Origin of the sequence: Streptomyces sp. RKAG337, assembly GCF_023701715.1 — a bacterium.
GTDB lineage: Bacteria > Actinomycetota > Actinomycetes > Streptomycetales > Streptomycetaceae > Actinacidiphila.
Genome location: NZ_JAJOZA010000001.1, coordinates 6,534,480 through 6,552,181, shown reverse-complemented (window position 1 = coordinate 6,552,181; position 17,702 = coordinate 6,534,480). Strand labels below are relative to the sequence as shown.

Below are 17,702 nucleotides of genomic sequence, written 5' to 3'. Positions count from 1 at the left end.
CGTAGGCTGCCAGCGTGCACAGTGGACGCAACGACAGCTGTTGAAGCGGAGGGCCGCACCTCATGAAAATGCTCATCAACGTGGCCGAAAGTGTGGTCGCCGACGCCCTGCGCGGCATGGCGGCCGCCCACCCGGAACTGATCGTCGACGTCGAGCACCGGCTGATCGTGCGCCGGAACGCGCCCGTCGCGGGCAAGGTCGGCCTGGTCTCGGGAGGCGGCTCCGGGCACGAACCGCTGCACGGCGGGTTCGTCGGACGGGGCATGCTCGACGCCGCCTGCCCCGGCGAGGTGTTCACCTCGCCCGTGCCGGACCAGATGGTCCGCGCGGCGGCCGCGGTGGACAGCGGCGCGGGCGTGCTGTTCATCGTCAAGAACTACACGGGCGACGTGCTGAACTTCGACATGGCGGCCGAGCTCGCCGAGGACGAGGGCGTACAGATCGCCAAGGTCCTGGTCAATGACGATGTCGCCGTCCTCGACAGCCTGTACACGGCCGGCCGGCGCGGTACCGGCGCGACGCTCTTCGTCGAGAAGCTCGCCGGCGCCGCGGCCGAGGAGGGCGCACCGCTGGAGCGGGTCGAGGCGCTCGCCCGGCGGGTCAACGAGTCCTCGCGCAGCTTCGGCGTGGCCCTCAGCGCCTGCACGACCCCCGCCAAGGGCAGCCCCACCTTCGACCTGCCCGCCGGCGAGCTGGAGCTGGGCGTCGGCATCCACGGCGAGCCCGGCCGCGAGCGGCGCGGGATGATGACGTCGGGCGAGATCGCCGATGTCGTCGTCGACGCGGTGGTCGAGGACCTGCGGCCCGACGCGCCGGTGATCGCCCTCGTCAACGGGATGGGCGGCACCCCGCTGCTGGAGCTGTACGGCTTCAACGCCGAGGTGCACCGCGCGCTGGCCGAACGCAAGGTACCGGTCGCCCGCACCCTGGTCGGCAACTATGTGACGTCCCTCGACATGGCCGGCTGCTCGGTGACCCTGTGCCAGGTGGACGAGGAGCTGCTGCGGCTGTGGGACGCCCCGGTCTCCACGCCGGGCCTGCGCTGGGGCTGCTAGGCCACGGCCGCGAACCAGCCCTTGCGCGGGTGCTGCTGATCGCGGCCGTGCCGCCGGCCCTGTCGCACCCGACTCCATGGACACGCCCCGTAGAGAGGACCGTATGAACGCATCCACGGCTCCCGGCCCGGTGGTCGACGCCGACTTCCTGCGCCGCTGGCTGGCGACGGCGGCCGCGGTCGTCGACCGCGAGGCGGACCGGCTGACCGAACTCGACTCCCCCATCGGCGACGCCGACCACGGCAGCAACATGCGGCGCGGTTTCACCGCGGCGCACGCGGCGGTGGAGCTGGAGCCGCCGCAGACCCCGGGCGGGGTGCTCACCCTCGTGGGCGCGCAGCTCATCAGCACCGTGGGCGGCGCGGCGGGCCCGCTGTACGGCACGCTGCTGCGCAGAGCGGGCAAGGCGCTGGGCGACGGCACCCCGGCCACCCCCGAGGAGTTCCGCGACGCCCTGCGGACCGGGGTCGAGGCGGTCGGGAAGCTCGGCGGGGCCGTACCGGGCGACAAGACGATGCTCGACGCGCTCGTCCCGGCGGTGGAGGCGCTGTCCTTCGCGCTCGACTCGGGCGCCGGGCTCGCGGACGGCCTCGCCGCCGCCCGGATCGCCGCGGACGAGGGCGCGGCGGCGACCGTGCCGCTGCAGGCCCGCAAGGGGCGCGCGAGCTATCTCGGCCCGCGCAGCATCGGGCACCAGGACCCCGGCGCGACCTCGGCGGCGCTGCTGGTCGCCGCGCTCGCGGACACCGCGGCGGAGGCGGTGGCATGAGCGACGGCCTGGTCGGCATCGTCCTGGTGTCGCACAGCGCGGCGGTCGCCGAAGCGGTCGGCCTGCTCGCGACGGGGCTGGCCGGCGGCGGCGCGGTCGCGCCCGTCGCCCCGGCGGGCGGCACTCCCGACGGTGAGCTGGGCACCAGCTCGGATCTGATCGCGGCGGCGGCGCACTCCGTGGACCAGGGCGCGGGGGTGGCCGTCCTGGTCGACCTGGGCAGCGCCGTGCTCACCGTCAAGGCGATGCTGGCCGAGGAGGACGAACTTCCCCCGGGCACCCGGCTCGTCGACGCGCCCTTCGTCGAGGGCGCGGTCGCCGCGGTGGTCACCGCGTCCGCCGGGGCGGACCTGGCGGCGGTCGTCGCCGCGGCCGAGGAGGCGTACACGTACCGCAAGGTGTGACCGGCCGCCGCCCGGCGGGTCCGTCGGGCGGCGGGCGCACCGGTTCCGGGGGGGGCGGAACCCGCGCGGGGACGCACCGGTTTAGGCCATCACGTCCCACCGGGCCCATGCGGCGCTTAGCCCCCACCAGATCGGGCAGGCATGGTGCGGCCGTGTCAGGTTCGATCCGGAGGGTCCTCGTATGAAGCGCAAGCAATGGGCTTTGCTCACCGCCGCCGCCGTTCTCCCGCTCAGCCTGACGACGGCCGCGGCCGCCGACGATCCGCCACCGGCGCCCGCCCCCTGCGCGTACACCGCGGCCGTCCCCGCCGACAACTTCAAGGGGATACCGGTCTTCGACGCGCGGAAGGCCGCGAGACCGTACAGCGCGACGCTGAAGACCGGTCAGGGCTCCATCACCGTCAAGATGCTGACGGACAAGGCGCCGTGCACCACGTACTCGTTCCGGTTCCTGGCCGAGCGCGACTACTTCAACCGCTCGCACTGTCACCGCCTCACCACCCAGCGGCTGTACGTGCTGCAGTGCGGTGACCCGACCGGCACCGGGAGCGGCGGCCCCGGGTACTCCTTCCCCGACGAGAACCTGACGGGCGCCACCTACCCGGCCGGGACGCTGGCGATGGCCAACGCCGGCCCGAACACCAACGGCAGCCAGTTCTTCTTCGTCTGGAAGGACACCAAGCTCTCCCCCGCCTACACCCCGTTCGGCAAGGTCACCGCGGGTCTCGACGTCCTGCAGAAGATCGCCGCGGCCGGCGAGGACGACCAGAACGGCCCCGGCGACGGCTACCCGACGCTTCCGGTGGACATCAGGAAGGTGCAGATCAGCACCAGGTGACGGCGGGACCGGCCCCGGCGCCCCCGGGGCCGGCACCACGCCCGAGCTGACCGCCACCGTTCCCCGCAGTCATGCCAATTGGTGACCAAGTATCACGATCCCACCTGTAGCGTGGTGATCTGGATCTCCGCGGGAGTACGCATGGGTGGACCGGACGACACGTCGGCGAGCGGGACGGAGGAGACCGGTCCGCCTTCAGCGGCCGCCGGGTTCGGGGCGGCCGGGTTCGGGGCGGAGCTGCGCCGGCTGCGGGGTGAGCGCGGGCTGTCGCTGACCGCGCTCGCGCAGCGGATCCACTACAGCAAGGGGTATCTCAGCAAGATCGAGAACGGTGGCAAGCCCCCCACCCCCGATCTGGCCCGCCGGTGCGACGAAGAGCTGCTGGCCGGGGGCGCGCTGGCGCGGCTGGTGCCCGAGGTGCCGCCGGCCAGGACCCCGGAGCCGGACGATCCGCGGAACGCGGTGTGCCCCTACCCGGGGCTCGCGGCCTTCCGCCCGCAGGACGCGCGGTGGTTCTTCGGCCGGGACCGGGCCACCGCCCAGCTGCTCGAACAGCTCGCCGGCCGGATCGGCGGCGGGCCGCTGGCGGTGATCGCCCCCTCCGGCGCGGGGAAGTCCTCGCTGCTGCGGGCCGGGCTGGTACCGGCGCTGGAGCGCGGGGCGTTGCCCGTCGCGGGCTCACGGGGCTGGCCGGTGGTGGTGTGCACCCCCACCCCGAACCCGCTGAAGGAGCTGCTGCGTTGTGTCACGGAGGCCCTGGGGAGCGGCCTCGACGTGACCCCGGAGGAGCTCTACGAGCAGCCCGGCCGGCTGACGGAGATCCTGCGTCCCGTCCTCGGCGCCGCGCGGCTGGTGCTGCTGGTCGACCAGTTCGAGGAGACGTTCACGCTCTGCGCGGACGAGGCGGAGCGGCACGCCTTCGTCGCCGTGCTCTGCTCCGTCTCCCGCGCCGCGACCGGCGGCGGGGAGCCGCCCGCCGTGGTGGTGCTGGGGATGCGGGCGGACTTCTGCGGGCGCTGCCTCGAACACGAGGAGCTGGCGGCGGTCTTCACCCACGGGCTGTTCGCGCTGGGCCCGATGACGGCGGCCGAGCTCCGGGAGGCCGTCGTCCGCCCCGCCGAACGGGCCGGTCTCGCGCTGGAGCCGGGCCTGGTCGAACTGCTGCTGCGCGATCTGGAGGTGCGCGGCGCCTCGCGCGGGACGGCGGCCGGCGCGCTCCCGCTGCTCTCCCACGCGCTGCTCGTCACCTGGCAGCAGCGCAGCGGCCGGACGCTGACCGTGACGGGGTACGAGACGACGGGCGGCATCCACGGGGCGATCGCCCGGTCGGCCGAAGAGGTCTTCGGCCGGTTGCGGCCGGCCGAACAGGACCTCGCCCGGCGCATCCTGGTCCGGCTGGTGCACGTCGGCGACGGCGACGTGGAGTCCCGGCGCAGGGCGGACCGCGATCCGCTGCTGGAGCAGTTGCCGGACCGGCGGGCCGCCGAGGCGACGCTCGACGCCTTCGTCCGGGCCCGGTTGCTGACCGTCGACCGGGACGCCGTGGAGATCACCCATGAGGCGCTGCTGCGCGCCTGGCCCCGGCTGCGCGGCTGGATCGACAACGACCGGGCGGGGTTGCTGATCCATCAGCAGCTCGCCCAGGCCGCGGGCGAGTGGGTGCGGGAGCTGCGCGACCCCGGGCTGCTGCACCGCGGCAACCGGCTGGCCGTCGCGCGGGACTGGGCGGAGCAGACCGACGGCCGCGCGGAACTCGGCCCGCACGAGGCGGAGTTCCTGGACGCGAGTCTGGCGGAGGAGCGGGGCCGCCGGACCGCCGCGCGGCGGCAGGCCACGATCCAGCGGCGGCTGCTGGTCACCCTCGCGGCGCTGCTGGTCGTCGCGGTCCTCGCCGGCAGCCTGGCGTTCCAGCAGCGGTCGCGCGCCTTCGACGAGCGCCGGGTCGCGCAGTCGCAGGAGATGGCGGTGCGGTCCGGCGCGCTGGCGACCGGGCAGCCGGAGGCGTCGATACTGCTGGCCGCCGCCGCGTACCGCACCGCGCCGACCACCGAGGCGCGTGGCGCCCTGCTCAGCACGCAGTCCCAGTACTTCGCCGGCCGGCTCCGGGGCCACACGGGACCGGTCAACGCGGTCGCGTTCAGCCCGGACGGCCGGCTCCTGGCCTCGGCGAGCTCGGACGGCACCGTACGGCTGTGGGGCGTCGCGGACCACCGGACGGTGGCGGCCCTCACCGGGCACGGCGCTCCGGTGCGCTCCGTCGCGTTCAGCCCGGACGGCCGGCTGCTGGCCTCGGCGAGCTCGGACGGCACCGTACGGCTGTGGGGCGTCGCGGACCACCGGGCGGCCGGGACGCTGACCGGTCACAGCGGCGGCGTCCGGGCGGTCGCCTTCGCGCCGGACGGCGCGACCCTCGCCTCCGGCGGGTCGGACGGCACCGTCCGGCTCTGGGACGTGGCGGACCGGCGCCTGCTGACGACGCTGACCGGCCACACCGACCAGGTGCTCTCCGTCGCCTTCGCGCCGGACGGCAGAACCCTCGCCTCCGGCAGCGCCGACCGCACCATCCGGCTCTGGGACGTCGCGGGCCGGCAACCGCTGACGACCCTCACCGGACACAGCGACGAAGTCCTCTCCGTCGCCTTCGCGCCGGACGGCAGAACCCTCGCCTCCGGCAGCGCCGACCGGACCGTCAGACTCTGGGACGTGGCCGGGCAGCGGCCGCTCGCCACCCTCACCGGCCACAACGACGACATCAACGCGGTGGCGTTCAGCCGGGACGGCAGCGCGGTCATCAGCACGAGCGGCGACGGCACCGCCAAGCTCTGGGACACGGCGACCCACCGGGTGACGGCCACCCTCGCCGGACACACCGACTACGTGCTGTCCATCGCCGTCGGGCCGGGAAACCTGCTGGCCACGGCGGGTTTCGACCAGTCCGTCGTGCTGTGGGACCTGGGCAGGTCCGCGCTCACCACGCGTCCGTTCGCCGAGCTCTGGCAGTCCGCGTTCTCCCCGGACGGCCGGCTGCTGGCCTCCGCCGGCGCGGACCGCACCGTCAAGCTCTGGGACGTCGCCCACCGCCGGCTGCTCGCCGGCCTCACCGGCCACGACGGATCCGTCTTCGCCGTCGCCTTCTCCCCCGACGGACGACTCCTCGCCTCCGCCGGCGCGGACCGCACGGTCAAACTGTGGGACGTCGCCCACCGCCGGCTCCTCGCCGACCTCACCGGCCACGACGGATCCGTCTTCGCCGTCGCCTTCTCCCCCGACGGACGACTCCTCGCCTCGGCCAGCGCGGACCGCACCGTCAAACTATGGGACGTGGCGCGGCGCCGGCTCATCACGGACCTCACCGGGCATCAGGACTTCGTGAACACCGTCGCGTTCAGCCCGGACGGGCGGACGCTGGCCAGTGGCAGCGACGATCTGACGGTGCGGCTGTGGGACGTGGCCGGCCGCCGGGCCGGCGCCGTGCTCCGAGGGCACAGCGGTTCGGTGCGGGGCGTGGCCTTCAGCCCGGACGGCCGGACCCTGGCCAGCGGAGGCAACGACGGGACCGTACGGCTCTGGGACCCCAGCGGGCACGGCGCCGCCGACCGCACCGCCGAACTGTCCGGCCACAGCGGCGCGGTGCGCGCGGTGGCCTTCAGCCCGGACGGCCGGACGCTGGCCGGCAGTGGCAGCGACGGCACCGTACGGCTGTGGGACACCGGCGCACGGCGGCTCACCGCCACCCTCACCGGACACAGCGGCGCCGTCTGGGGGGTCGCCTTCGACCCCCGGCAGCCGATGCTGGCGAGCAGCAGCAACGACGGCACCGTGCGGCTCTGGAACGTCGATGTGCGGCAGCGCGGCGCCGAGATCTGCCGGCTGGCAGGAGGGGCGGACCGGACGCGCTGGGCGCAGTTGCTCCCCGGCGTGCCGTACCGACCCGTCTGCCCGTCATGACAGCGCCGTCCGGAGCCGATCAGCGCTGATCAGGGCTGTTTCCCCAGGTGTTTCCCGTTTCCCGTCGGATCAGGAGACGGGCGGGTCCTCGACAGCGACCGGCCCGCCGCACAGGCTCGGAGGGCAGCAACCGAACCGCAGCGACCGGACTTTCGGCGGGACGAACGGGGACCAGGAATGCGACACACCCGACACAGGATCACCCGGCACAGGATCACCCGGCAGAGGATGCAGACGATCACCAGGGCGGCCACCGCCCTGTGCGTACTGGCGCTCAGCGGCTGGCCGGCCGTCTCGACCGCCCAAGCGGCCACCTCGGCCCCGGTGCGGGCCGCAGCGGCGGCCGGCACCTGCGACGTACTCGCGCCGGGCGCCTCGGCGGTGGCGGAGAAGGCGGTACGGGCGGCCTGCGGGCAGATCGGCGTCTGGTACTCGTGGGGCGGCGGCCACGGTGCGCAGCCCGGTGCCACCTACGGGCAGGTGGACCCCAGCGACCCCGCCAGCAACCACGACCCCGAGCGGCGTGGCTTCGACTGCTCGGGGCTGGTGCGGTTCGCCTACGCCCAGGCCACCGGGCAGGACATCCTCAACGGCACCTCCCGGAGCCAGTTCAACACCACGCACGCGTCGGCGCGTTTCAGTGCCGCCCAGGGCACCGCCCCGCTGCGCCCCGGGGACCTGCTGGCCTACGGCAACGGCGGCGCGATCCACCACATCGCCGTCTACCTCGGCGCGGGGAAGATGGTCGAGGCCCGGCAGTCGGGCACTCACGTCATGGTCAGCGACGCCCGGGTGGGCGGCGACTACGCCGGGGCGGTCCGGATCGACGGCGCCGCGGCGCCGGGCGGTGGCTTCAGCACCTGGGGCACCGACGTCTGGACGCACGCCGACGCGTCGACCACGAGCGCGCGGGTGTACAAGTTCGCCGACCCGACCTCGGTGAAGATCAGCTGCCAGAAGCACGCGCAGTCCGTCACCGCCGAGGGCTTCACCAACGACGCCTGGTCCTATCTGCCGGACTACCGCGCGTGGATCACCAACATCTACATCAAGGGTCCCGCCTGGCTCGACGGCGTACCCACCTGTCCGTGAGGGCGTAGCGCCCTGAGCGCGTAACGCCGCAAGGGCGTAACGAGGCCCCGGACCCAACACACGTCCCACCTCACCCCATGCACCACCACACCCATCATCTGGAGGAGTCATGTCCGCACGCAGCAGGTTCGTCCTCGCGCTGGCCGCCACCGCCCTCACCGCGGGGCTGACGGCCGCCGTCCCCGCCTCGGCCGCGCCCGCGGCACCCGCCCCGCACGCCCGGGCCGCCGCCGACTGCAGCATCTGGGCGGACGGCCGCCTGCACTGCGGGAACGCGGCCGGAGCGAAGGGGTACGCAGACCGTTCGTACAACTCCGCGGTCAGGGGACAGCTGAACTCGACGTTCAGCTGGTTCCAGTGCTGGGGCCACGGCGACCGGCACGCGGGCGGCAACGACATCTGGTACTGGACGCAGCTCGACAACGGCCAGTGGGGCAACGTGCCGGCCGTGAGCGTCAAGACGCCGGTGGACCCCGCTCCTGGCCTGCGCGAGTGCTGATCTGACGACCCGCCGGCCTCCGGTCGGCGGACAGCACGGTGGGCCGACCCGGATCCGGGTCGGCCCACCGTGCTGTCCGTCCGTAGACGTCAGGCCACGTCGCCGAGGGCGCGCAGCGCCGTGACGGCGATGCCGTGGTCCTGCTCGGGGGCGCCGCCGCCGAGGCCGATCGCACCGATCAGGCGCCCGCCGCGGTGGACGGGCACGCCGCCCGCGATGAACAGCAGCGGCCGGTCGAGGGCGGTCGGCAGGGTGTGGAACGGGGCGCCGGGCTGGACGGCCTCGACCAGGTCCGCGGTCGGGGCGTTCAGCTGCAGGGCGGTGAACGCCTTGCGGGTGCTGGTCTCGCCGGAGATCAGCACCGCGCGGTCGTCGCGCCGGAAGGCCAGCAGGTGCCCGCCGGCGTCGAGAACGCTGACGCTGACCGGTACTCCGGCGGTCTCCGCGGCAGCGCGGGCGGCTTCGACGAGGGCCTCGGCGTCCTGGACGGTCAGCGGGAAGACGGCGGTGGGGGTGACGGTGCTCATGGGGGTGTCTCTCCTCAGTGGGGTGGTGCGGTGGATTCCGGCCGTGGGAAACCGGACGGTTCAGAGGTGGGCCGGGACGGACACCGGCTCCTGCTCCACGGACGGGGTGGAAGCGGCGGGCTCGCCACCGGCGGCGAGCCGGCCGCGGGCGGTGGTCCGGCGCTCCAGGGAGCCCGACACGATCGCGAGCACCAGCGCCGCGGCGGCGAGCGCGCCGCCGACCCAGTTGGGCGCGGTGTAGCCGAGCCCCGAGGCGATGACGATGCCGCCGAGCCAGGCCGCGAGGGCGTTGCCGAGGTTGAAGGCGCCGATGTTCACGGCGGAGGCGAGGGTCGGGGCGCCGGCCGCCTGGTCCAGGACGCGCTTCTGCAGCGGTGGGACGGTCGCGAAGCCCAGGGCGCCGATCAGCAGGATGGTGACGGCGGCCGCGATCTTGTTGTGGGCGGTGAAGGTGAACAGCGTCAGGACGACGGCGAGGGAGCCCAGCGTCACGTACAGCATGGGCATCAGGCGGCGGTCGGCGTACCGGCCGCCGATCAGGTTGCCGCCGACCATGCCGAGGCCGAACAGGACCAGCAGCCAGGTGACGGAGGTGTCCGCGAAGCCGGCGACGTCGGTCATCATCGGCGTGATGTAGGTGATGGCGGCGAAGACCCCGCCGAAGCCGAGCACGGTCATCGCCATCGCGAGCAGCACCTGGACGTTGCGGAAGGCGGCAACCTCGTGGCGCAGCCGTACGCCTTCGGGCCGGGGCTGTTCGGGCAGCAGCTTGGCGATGCCGAGCAGGCCCAGGACGCCGAGGCCTGCGACGACGAAGAAGGTGGTGCGCCAGCCGAAGTGCTGGCCCACGAGGGTGCCGAGCGGCACGCCGACGACGTTGGCGACGGTCAAGCCAGTGAACATCATCGCGATGGCTCCGGCCTTCTTCGCCGGGGCGACCAGGCCGGCCGCGACCACCGCGCCGATGCCGAAGAACGCGCCGTGCGCGAGGGACGCGACGATCCGGCCGGCGAGCATCACACCGAAGACCGGGGCGACCGCGGAGATCACGTTGCCCGCGATGAACAGGCCCATCAGCAGCATCAGCATGCGCTTGCGGGAGATCCGGGTGCCGAGGACGGTCATCAGCGGGGCGCCGAGCACCACACCGAGCGCGTACCCGGTGACCAGGAATCCGGCGGTCGGGATCGAGACGCCGTAGTCGGCGGCGACCTCGGGCAGCAGCCCCATGATCACGAACTCGGTGGTGCCGATCCCGAAGGCTCCGATAGCGAGGGCCAGGAGTGCGAGAGGCATGGGGTTCACTTCCCAATAACGTTGCGGGTGCGCCTTACGAGACCTCACAATAATTGCAGACGCGTTTCATTGCAAACGCGGGCTATCGCGGAAGTGCTCTATCCTGTGCTGTATGCGCGCTCACGCCCGCACCTCGCCGCAGAAGGGACCCACCATGACCGCCACCGACCCCGCACTCACCGGTCTCGCCCAGGGCTGGTGGGCCCTGTCGCTGCTGCACGGCCGGATCGAGGCGCACATCGAGCGGGCGCTGCAGGCGGGGCACGACCTGAGCGTCCGCGAGTACTCCCTGCTCGACGTCCTCAGCCGCCAGCACGACGGCGAAGGCGGCCACCTGCGGATGCACCAGGTCGCCGACTCCGTCGTCCTCAGCCAGAGCGCGACCACCCGGCTGGTCTCCCGGCTGGAGGACCGCGGACTGCTCTCCCGCTATCTGTGCCCGACCGACCGCCGCGGCATCTACACCAACGTCAGCGAAGCCGGTCTGAAACTGCTCGCCGAGGCCCGCCCGACGAACGACGCCGCCCTGCGCGAGGCCCTCGACGAGGCCGCGAAGAACCCCGAGCTGACCCCCCTGGCCAACGCCGTCGAATCACTGGGCGCGCCCGCCTGAACCGCCCGGGAGCGCTCCGGGGCGGGCGGCCCGACCCGGAGCGCGCACCGCACCGCGGTCACTCCATCGTGAAGTCCGCGAAGTCGAACCCGGGGGCGACGACACACGTCACCAGGACCGGCTGGTCGCCCGCGGGCTCGGCGGACTGCCAGTACCCGCCGGGCACGAGGAACTGCGGCCGCTCCCCGTTCTCGACCCCGCTCCCGAGCACCGCCTCGACGGCCCCGGCCTCGTCCGGCCGCTCGCCGTCGCCGCCCAGCCGCATCCGCAGCGGGCCGCCGCGGTGCCACAGCCACAGCTCGTCGGAGCGCACCCGGTGCCACTTCGAGACCTCGCCCGGGTGCAGCAGGAAGTAGATGCCGGTCGCGAACGCCCGCGGTCCCGGATACCCGGCGGGCACCGCCTCACCAGGGGCCTTCCAGGTCTCCCGGTACCACCCGCCCTCGACATGGGGTTCCAGACCGAGCAGCGCGACCAGTTCAGAGATATCCGTCATGGACCCAGCCTCTCGCACTCGACGCGGCATGGGGCCGGCGCGCACAGGGGGCGGCGGGACTGTGGTGTCCCACCACATGGGTCAACGGACCAGCTGTTCCTACGGTGTGGCAGCACCCGGATAATCCGTCCCCGCCCGGAAGTGGAAACCATGACTGCCCAGGCCCCCGCGCCACCCACCCCCGGCTCGCTCCGGCGCATCGTCGCCGCGAGCCTGATCGGCACCACCATCGAGTGGTACGACTTCTTCCTCTACGGCTCCGCCGCCGCCCTGGTGTTCAACAAGCTGTTCTTCCCGGGCTCGGATCCGCTGGTCGGTACGTTGCTGTCGTTCCTGACGTACGCGATCGGGTTCGCCGCCCGGCCGGTCGGTGCGCTGGTGTTCGGGCACTTCGGTGACCGGCTCGGGCGTAAGAAGCTGCTGGTCATCAGCCTGTTGATGATGGGCGGCGCGACGTTCTGCATCGGGTTGCTGCCGACCCACGCCACGGTCGGCAGCGCCGCGCCGGTGCTGCTGACCGTGCTGCGGCTGGTGCAGGGTTTCGCGCTCGGGGGTGAGTGGGGCGGGGCCGTGCTGCTGGTGTCGGAGCACGGGGACGCGAAGCGCCGCGGGTTCTGGGCGTCGTGGCCGCAGACCGGGGCGCCCGCCGGGCAGTTGCTGGCGACGGGGGTGCTCTCCGCGCTGACCGCGCTGATGTCGGACTCGGCGTTCCTCGCCTGGGGCTGGCGGATACCGTTCCTGCTCTCCGGCCTGCTGGTGATGGTGGGTCTGTGGGTGCGGCTGTCGGTCGACGAGTCGCCGGTCTTCAAAGCGGCGCTGGCCAAGGCCGCGGCGCGGACGTCCGGGGATCCCGTCGAACGCATGCCGCTGGTGTCCGTGTTCCGGGACCACTGGCGCGATGTGCTGGTCGCGATGGGCGCCCGGATGGCGGAGAACATCAGCTACTACGTCATCACCGCGTTCGTCCTGGTCTACGCGACCACCCACGCGGGGCTCGGCAAACAGACCGCGCTCAACGCCGTACTCATCGGCTCCGCCGTGCACTTCGCGGTGATCCCGGCCTGGGGCGCGCTGTCGGACCGGATCGGCCGCAAGCCCGTGTACCTGCTGGGCGCGGCCGGGGTGGGGCTGTGGGCGTTCCCGTTCTTCCGGCTCATCGACCGCGAGAGCTTCGGTTCGCTGGTGCTCGCGATCACCGTCGGGCTGATCTTCCACGGCGCGATGTACGCGCCTCAGGCGGCCTTCTTCTCGGAGATGTTCTCGACCCGCATGCGGTACTCGGGAGCCTCGATCGGCGCCCAGTTCGCGTCGGTCGCGGCCGGCGCCCCTGCACCGCTCATCGCGACCGCGCTGCTGAAGGACTACGGGACGTCCACCCCGATCTCCCTGTACGTGGTCCTCGCCGCCGTCGTCACCCTGGTCGCCGTGGCGCTCGCCAAGGAGACCCGCGGCCGGGACCTCAGCGCGGTGGAACCGGAGCGGGAACGGGCCGCGGAGCCGGTGTCCGCGGCCACCGCCGCGACCGCGCCGCGCTGACCGCGGGAACGATGGACCGGCCGGTCCGCGACCAGGAGGGTGGTCGCGGACCGGCAGCGGTTCAGCCCGCGCCGCCCAGCCGGTGCAGGCGCAGGGCCAGTTGGAGTTCGAGGGCGCGTTCCGGGTGCTGCCAGTCGGGGCCGAGCAGCTGGGCGACGCGCTCCAGGCGCTGGGCGACGGTGTTGACGTGGACGTGCAGCGCGTCCTTGGTGCGGGCCGGGCTCATCCCGCTCGCGAAGTACGCATCGAGGGTACGGACGAGGTCGGTGCCGCGCCGGCTGTCGTAGTCGGTGACCGCGCCGATGGTCCGCCGGACGAAGCCCTCGACATCGCGGGAGTCGGCCAGCAGCAGGCCCAGGAAGCCGAAGTCATCGGCCGCGGCGCCCTCTCCGCCGCGGCCGAGCACCCGCAGCGCGTCGACGCAGCGCTGCGCCTCGGCGTACCCGGCGGCGACCGCCTCGGGGTCGGCGGCCGGGGCGGGGACGCGGGTGGACGCGCCGACGGTGACCTCGGCGTGGACGGCCGCGCCCAGTTGGGCCGCCAGCCGGCGGGCGGTCGTCGACGCGTCGACGCCGTCCTCCAGGGGCAGCAGCAGTACGGTGCCGCCGTCCCGGGCGGCGGCCAGGCCGTGCCGGGTGGCGGCGACGTGCGAGGCGGCGGACCACAGCCGCTGGCGGTCGGCGGTGGCTCCGTCGGCGGGCCGGGCGGCGAGCACGACATGCGGTACGTCGAGGTCGGCACGGAGCCGGCCGGCCCGTTCGCGCAGCAGCCGGGGATCGCGGTGCGGCGCGTCCAGCAGGTCGTCGAGCAGCTCGCCCCGGAAGCGCTGCTCGGCCTCACCCGCGGTGCGCCGGGCGAGCAGCAGCAGTGCGGTGACCATGGCGGCGCGTTCCAGGGTGCGCTGGTCGACGGGGTCGAGTCCGGGGTGGCCGCGCAGCACGAGGGCGCCGAGGAGTTCGCCGCCCGCGGTGACGGCGGCGGTCCAGGTGTCACCCTCGCGCACCGCGTGGCCGTCGGCCCGGGAGCGGGCGACGGCGGCCCCGAGCGCGGCGGGCACCGGCTCACCGCCGGTACCGGTGCCGGTGACCTGGACCGTTCCGGAGAGCACTTCGGCGACGGCGGCGGCCACGTCGTCGACCCCGCCGCCGCGCAGCACCAGCTCGGTGAGCCGGTCGTGGACCTCGGAGGCCCGTTCCAGGACGGCGCTGTGCGTGCGGATGGTGTCGTTGGCGGCGCCGAGGCCGTCGAGCGCGGAGCGGGTCTCCTCCAGCAGGTTGGCGGTGTCGATGGCGACGGCCGCGAGGGAGGCGAGCGACGCGAGCAGGGCGATCTGTTCGCGTTCGAAGACCCTGATCCGCCGGTCCGCGGCGAAGAGCACGCCGATGACCCCGCTGCCCAGGGCGAGCGGCACGCCGAGGATGGCGACCAGGCCCTCGTCACGGACCCCGGAGTCGATGGTGTGGGTGTGCCGGAACCGCTCGTCGTCGAAGTAGCTCTCGGTGACGTACGGCATGGCGGTCTGGGCGACGAGCCCGCCGAGCCCGGCGCCCATCGCGAGCCGCAGGCTCTGGAAGCGGGCGGACACCGACCCTTCGGTGACCCGCATGTAGGTGTCCCCGGCCCGGGGGTCGTTGAGGGTGAGGTAGGCGACGTCCGTGCCCAGCAGCGAGCGGGCCCGCTGCACGATGGCCTGCAGTACCGCGTCCAGATCGCGCAGCCCCGCCAGGTCGCCCGCGGTCGCGAAGAGCGCCGACAGCTCCGCCTCGCGGCGGCGCCGCCCCTCCAGCTCGTCCCGGACCCGCAGCGCCAGCCGCTTGGCGCGTTCGAGCTCCGCGAGCCGGGTGACGGGCGCGCCGTCGGCGCGGGCGCGCAGCACCGGGCGCTCGTACTCCTCGGCCGGCGCGCCCCGCGCGAGGAGCCGCAGGTAGGGGGCCTCGGACGGTTCGTCGACTGCCGGGTGATCGCCATTCATGGGCCCAGGCATACCGGCCCGCCCGGCTCCGGCGCCAGCGGTGTTCAGTGGGCGGTCCATCCGCCGTCCATCGTGAGGGAGGCGCCGGTGATGAAGGAGGCCTGTTCCGTGCAGAGGTAGGCGGCCAGTTCCGCGACCTCCGCCGGCTCCACCAGCCGTTTGACGGCCGAGTCCGCCAGCAGGATCTCGGTCACGACGCGCTCGGGCGCGATGCCGTGCGCGGCGGCCTGGTCGGCGATCTGCCGCTCCACCAGGGGGGTGCGGACATAGCCGGGGCACAGGCAGTTGGACGTGACTCCGTGCGGCGCGCCTTCCAGGGCGGCGGTCTTGGACAGCCCTTCGAGACCGTGCTTGGCGGAGACGTACGCGGACTTGTACGGGGAGGCCCGCAGCCCGTGCACGGAGGAGATGTTGACGATGCGGCCCCAGCCCTGCCCGTACATGTGCGGCAGCGCCCCGCGGATCAGCCGGAACGGCGCTTCCAGCATGACGCGCAGGACGGTGGAGAAGACGTCGGGCGGGAAGTCCTCGATGGGGCGGACGAGTTGCAGCCCGGCGTTGTTGACCAGGATGTCGGTGCCGGCGGCGGCCTGCTCGGCGGCGTCGAGGTCGGTCAGGTCCAGCAGCAGGGTCTCCACGGAGCCGGGCCGGCCCGCGGCCTCCTCGTGCAGCGCGGCGAGCCCTTCCGCGTCCCGGTCGACGGCCCGCACCTTGGCCCCGGCGGCGGCCAGCCGCAGGGCGCAGGCCCGGCCGATGCCCCCGGCGGCCCCGGTGACGAGTGCGGTGCGGCCGCCGAGGTCCGCGGCGGAAGGCGAGATCAGCGTCATGCTGGGCAGGCTAGGCAGCGATCGCCCGCTGACCGATGTCGGCCGCACCCACACTTCGGCGCCCCCGGGTGTGGCCCCGCGCCATGGGTGCTCAGCGGCCGGGGAGCCCGGGGTCCGGGGCCGGGACGAACCAGGCCGCCGGTTCGTCCTTGAGGGCGAGCGCGATGCGCTCCCGGTGCAGCGGCGCGAGTTCCGGCAGCGTGTCGGGGGCGAACCAGCCGACGTCGAGCGACTCGTCGTCGTTGACCTTCGCCGTGCCGCCGACGGCCCGGCACAGCAGCACCACGTCCATGTACTGCGCGAGGTGCCCGTTGGGGTACTCGATCACCTGGTTGGTGAAGACGCCGAGGATCCGCTCGACGACGGCGACCACCGCGGTCTCCTCCTGGATCTCCCGCACCGCGGCCGCGGCCGGCTGCTCCCCCGGCTCGGGGATGCCGGCGATCAGCGCCCAGTGCCCGGTGTCCGAGCGGCGGTTCAGCAGCACTCTGCCGTGGTCGTCGAAGACCACCATGACGACGCCGGGCATGAACAGCAGCGTGTTGCCCGCCTTGGCACGGATGGCGCGGATGAACTCGGGAATCGGCATCCTCCGAGCCTAACGAGAGCCCCTGATCGTCACACCAGCACCAGGGCCACCAAGTGGTGGATCGTTCCTGCACTACATATCCACAACTCACCACCTGAGCCGTTACGGTGACCGGGACAGCGCCTACGCGGGGACCGGACGGCGACGGCACCCCGTCGCGTCCAGGTGGCGTCAGGGGGTACCGGGGGATGAGAACGGCGACCGGCGGGGCGTCAGGAGCGATGCGTGCGGACGGCCGGGACAGCCCGGAGGAACGCGTTCAGGGCAGCAGGACCGACGCGCTCGGCGTCGCCGTGCTCGTCGGCTGCGCCACCTGGTCGCTGATCGCCGCGGCGGGCCGGCCGGCCCGCCCCGAAGGCCTGCTGCTGGCGCTGCTCGCGGTCACCGCCGGATACGCGACGGGCCGGATCGCGGGCGCCCTGCTGCCCGTCGCGGCCCCGGCCGGCATGGCGCTCGCGATCGTCGTCGCGACCCTGGTGATGCCCGGCCGGCTCTCCGGCGCCGCCGATACGCCGCCGCTGGGCTACCCGAACGCCGACGCCGCGCTGCTGGTCCTGGCCACCGGCGCCGCCTGCTGCGCCGCCTGGAGCGCGCCGTCCCCGCCACTGCGACTGGTGCTGCGCGCACTCGGAGCCGGCGCCGGGGCGCTGGCACTGGCCCTCGGCTCCACGGCCGGATTCGCCGCGTCCGTCGGCGTGCTGCTGTGCTCACTGGCCGCCTCGCACATGCGGCGGCGGCTGCTGGCCCTGGTGGGGTTCGCGCTGGCGACCGCGATCGCGGTCGGCGGCACGTACGCGGTGGCCACCGACACCCTGCCGTCCGGCCTGTCCGCCTCCCTCGCCGGACAGCTGACCGCGCCCCGGGTCGAGCTGTGGCGCGACGCGGTGGGAATGGCCGAGGACCATCCGGTGCGCGGCGTCGGCCCCGACCGCTTCCGGGTGGAGAGCGCCGGCGCCCTGACAGCCACCGAAGGACCGCCCACTCCCCAGTCCGCCGTCTTCCAGGTGGCCGCGGAGCAGGGCCTCCCCGGCCTCGCCCTTCTCGGAGCGGCGTTCGCCTGGGTCCTGTGCACGCTGTGGCGCTCCCCGCGCTCCACCCCGGTCGTCCTGACCGCCGGAGCGGCCCTGACGGGGCTCGCCATGCTCGCCACCGTCGACCACGTGCTCAGCTACGCCGTGGTGACCGCCGCGGCCGGCATCCTGGCGGGCCTGGCGGCGGCGCGTCCGCTGCCGGACTAGCCG

The 17,702-nt window shown here is 73.9% G+C and carries 16 protein-coding genes; 10 read left to right on the top strand and 6 right to left on the bottom strand.

Annotation, left to right across the window (positions count from 1 at the left end):
* The first annotated feature begins 62 nt into the window (after window positions 1-62).
* The 7 genes from dhaK to LNW73_RS29085 all read left to right on the top strand — a co-directional run bounded on the left by dhaK (window position 63) and on the right by LNW73_RS29085 (window position 8,605).
* Window positions 63-1,055, top strand: a complete 993-nt coding sequence (gene dhaK / locus LNW73_RS29115; RefSeq protein WP_250974749.1) for a dihydroxyacetone kinase subunit DhaK — start codon at window positions 63-65, stop codon at window positions 1,053-1,055.
* A gap of 103 nt (window positions 1,056-1,158) precedes the next feature.
* Window positions 1,159-1,824 carry a dihydroxyacetone kinase subunit DhaL gene (dhaL, locus tag LNW73_RS29110; protein ID WP_250974750.1) on the top strand — a complete coding sequence of 222 codons (666 nt, stop codon included), beginning with the start codon at window positions 1,159-1,161 and terminating at the stop codon, window positions 1,822-1,824.
* Window positions 1,821-2,228: a PTS-dependent dihydroxyacetone kinase phosphotransferase subunit DhaM gene (locus LNW73_RS29105; RefSeq protein WP_250991930.1), complete on the top strand. Its 408-nt coding sequence runs from the start codon at window positions 1,821-1,823 to the stop codon at window positions 2,226-2,228. The genes dhaL and LNW73_RS29105 overlap by 4 nt, the downstream gene beginning before the upstream one ends.
* A 181-nt stretch (window positions 2,229-2,409) precedes the next feature.
* Window positions 2,410-3,066 carry a peptidylprolyl isomerase gene (locus LNW73_RS29100; protein WP_250974752.1) on the top strand — a complete coding sequence of 219 codons (657 nt, stop codon included), beginning with the start codon at window positions 2,410-2,412 and terminating at the stop codon, window positions 3,064-3,066.
* Window positions 3,067-3,207: 141 nt separating this feature from the next.
* The gene (locus LNW73_RS29095; RefSeq protein WP_250991929.1) at window positions 3,208-7,014 is read left to right on the top strand and encodes an nSTAND1 domain-containing NTPase; all 3,807 of its coding nucleotides are present in this window, start codon (window positions 3,208-3,210) and stop codon (window positions 7,012-7,014) included.
* Window positions 7,015-7,242: 228 nt separating this feature from the next.
* Complete coding sequence (locus LNW73_RS29090) at window positions 7,243-8,106, top strand: C40 family peptidase (RefSeq protein ID WP_250991928.1); 864 nt, start codon at window positions 7,243-7,245, stop codon at window positions 8,104-8,106.
* A 109-nt stretch (window positions 8,107-8,215) separates the two neighbouring features.
* The gene (locus tag LNW73_RS29085) at window positions 8,216-8,605 is read left to right on the top strand and encodes a hypothetical protein (protein ID WP_250991927.1); all 390 of its coding nucleotides are present in this window, start codon (window positions 8,216-8,218) and stop codon (window positions 8,603-8,605) included.
* Window positions 8,606-8,694: 89 nt separating this feature from the next.
* On the opposite strand, the gene LNW73_RS29080 is transcribed toward LNW73_RS29085, so the two are convergent.
* Complete coding sequence (locus LNW73_RS29080) at window positions 8,695-9,132, bottom strand: GlcG/HbpS family heme-binding protein (RefSeq protein ID WP_250991926.1); 438 nt, start codon at window positions 9,130-9,132, stop codon at window positions 8,695-8,697.
* A 60-nt stretch (window positions 9,133-9,192) separates the two neighbouring features.
* Window positions 9,193-10,428: an MFS transporter gene (locus LNW73_RS29075; RefSeq protein ID WP_250991925.1), complete on the bottom strand. Its 1,236-nt coding sequence runs from the start codon at window positions 10,426-10,428 to the stop codon at window positions 9,193-9,195.
* 154 nt (window positions 10,429-10,582) lie between these two features.
* Between LNW73_RS29075 and LNW73_RS29070 the strand changes: the two genes are divergently transcribed.
* Window positions 10,583-11,041, top strand: coding sequence for a MarR family winged helix-turn-helix transcriptional regulator (locus tag LNW73_RS29070; protein WP_138354026.1), 459 nt, complete (start codon window positions 10,583-10,585; stop codon window positions 11,039-11,041).
* A gap of 58 nt (window positions 11,042-11,099) precedes the next feature.
* On the opposite strand, the gene LNW73_RS29065 is transcribed toward LNW73_RS29070, so the two are convergent.
* On the bottom strand, window positions 11,100-11,537 hold the full coding sequence (locus tag LNW73_RS29065) for a cupin domain-containing protein (protein WP_250991924.1): 438 nt from the start codon (window positions 11,535-11,537) through the stop codon (window positions 11,100-11,102).
* Between the two features lie 150 nt (window positions 11,538-11,687).
* On the opposite strand from LNW73_RS29065, the gene LNW73_RS29060 reads away from it, so the two are divergent.
* A complete protein-coding gene (locus tag LNW73_RS29060) occupies window positions 11,688-13,073 on the top strand; it encodes an MFS transporter (RefSeq protein WP_250991923.1) in 1,386 nt (461 codons plus the stop codon).
* A 61-nt stretch (window positions 13,074-13,134) separates the two neighbouring features.
* On the opposite strand, the gene LNW73_RS29055 is transcribed toward LNW73_RS29060, so the two are convergent.
* From LNW73_RS29055 to LNW73_RS29045, 3 genes are all read right to left on the bottom strand, one after another.
* On the bottom strand, window positions 13,135-15,045 hold the full coding sequence (locus LNW73_RS29055) for a helix-turn-helix domain-containing protein (protein ID WP_250991922.1): 1,911 nt from the start codon (window positions 15,043-15,045) through the stop codon (window positions 13,135-13,137).
* Window positions 15,046-15,089: 44 nt separating this feature from the next.
* Complete coding sequence (locus LNW73_RS29050) at window positions 15,090-15,872, bottom strand: 3-hydroxybutyrate dehydrogenase (protein ID WP_250991921.1); 783 nt, start codon at window positions 15,870-15,872, stop codon at window positions 15,090-15,092.
* Between the two features lie 91 nt (window positions 15,873-15,963).
* Window positions 15,964-16,461, bottom strand: coding sequence for an NUDIX hydrolase (locus tag LNW73_RS29045; protein WP_250974762.1), 498 nt, complete (start codon window positions 16,459-16,461; stop codon window positions 15,964-15,966).
* 221 nt (window positions 16,462-16,682) lie between these two features.
* Between LNW73_RS29045 and LNW73_RS29040 the strand changes: the two genes are divergently transcribed.
* Window positions 16,683-17,699: an O-antigen ligase family protein gene (locus tag LNW73_RS29040; protein ID WP_250991920.1), complete on the top strand. Its 1,017-nt coding sequence runs from the start codon at window positions 16,683-16,685 to the stop codon at window positions 17,697-17,699.
* Window positions 17,700-17,702 lie beyond the last annotated feature (3 nt).

What these genes read in the sequence shown, in the direction of transcription:
- LNW73_RS29065 (WP_250991924.1), bottom strand. Translation starts at nt 11,537, where the DNA reads ATGACGGATATCTCTGAACTGGTCGCGCTGCTCGGTCTGGAACCCCAT.
- dhaL (WP_250974750.1), top strand. Translation starts at nt 1,159, where the DNA reads ATGAACGCATCCACGGCTCCCGGCCCGGTGGTCGACGCCGACTTCCTG.
- LNW73_RS29100 (WP_250974752.1), top strand. Translation starts at nt 2,410, where the DNA reads ATGAAGCGCAAGCAATGGGCTTTGCTCACCGCCGCCGCCGTTCTCCCG.
- LNW73_RS29095 (WP_250991929.1), top strand. Translation starts at nt 3,208, where the DNA reads ATGGGTGGACCGGACGACACGTCGGCGAGCGGGACGGAGGAGACCGGT.
- LNW73_RS29070 (WP_138354026.1), top strand. Translation starts at nt 10,583, where the DNA reads ATGACCGCCACCGACCCCGCACTCACCGGTCTCGCCCAGGGCTGGTGG.
- LNW73_RS29075 (WP_250991925.1), bottom strand. Translation starts at nt 10,428, where the DNA reads ATGCCTCTCGCACTCCTGGCCCTCGCTATCGGAGCCTTCGGGATCGGC.
- LNW73_RS29050 (WP_250991921.1), bottom strand. Translation starts at nt 15,872, where the DNA reads ATGACGCTGATCTCGCCTTCCGCCGCGGACCTCGGCGGCCGCACCGCA.
- LNW73_RS29090 (WP_250991928.1), top strand. Translation starts at nt 7,243, where the DNA reads ATGCAGACGATCACCAGGGCGGCCACCGCCCTGTGCGTACTGGCGCTC.
- LNW73_RS29085 (WP_250991927.1), top strand. Translation starts at nt 8,216, where the DNA reads ATGTCCGCACGCAGCAGGTTCGTCCTCGCGCTGGCCGCCACCGCCCTC.
- LNW73_RS29060 (WP_250991923.1), top strand. Translation starts at nt 11,688, where the DNA reads ATGACTGCCCAGGCCCCCGCGCCACCCACCCCCGGCTCGCTCCGGCGC.
- LNW73_RS29055 (WP_250991922.1), bottom strand. Translation starts at nt 15,045, where the DNA reads ATGAATGGCGATCACCCGGCAGTCGACGAACCGTCCGAGGCCCCCTAC.
- LNW73_RS29080 (WP_250991926.1), bottom strand. Translation starts at nt 9,132, where the DNA reads ATGAGCACCGTCACCCCCACCGCCGTCTTCCCGCTGACCGTCCAGGAC.
- dhaK (WP_250974749.1), top strand. Translation starts at nt 63, where the DNA reads ATGAAAATGCTCATCAACGTGGCCGAAAGTGTGGTCGCCGACGCCCTG.
- LNW73_RS29040 (WP_250991920.1), top strand. Translation starts at nt 16,683, where the DNA reads ATGCGTGCGGACGGCCGGGACAGCCCGGAGGAACGCGTTCAGGGCAGC.
- LNW73_RS29045 (WP_250974762.1), bottom strand. Translation starts at nt 16,461, where the DNA reads ATGCCGATTCCCGAGTTCATCCGCGCCATCCGTGCCAAGGCGGGCAAC.
- LNW73_RS29105 (WP_250991930.1), top strand. Translation starts at nt 1,821, where the DNA reads ATGAGCGACGGCCTGGTCGGCATCGTCCTGGTGTCGCACAGCGCGGCG.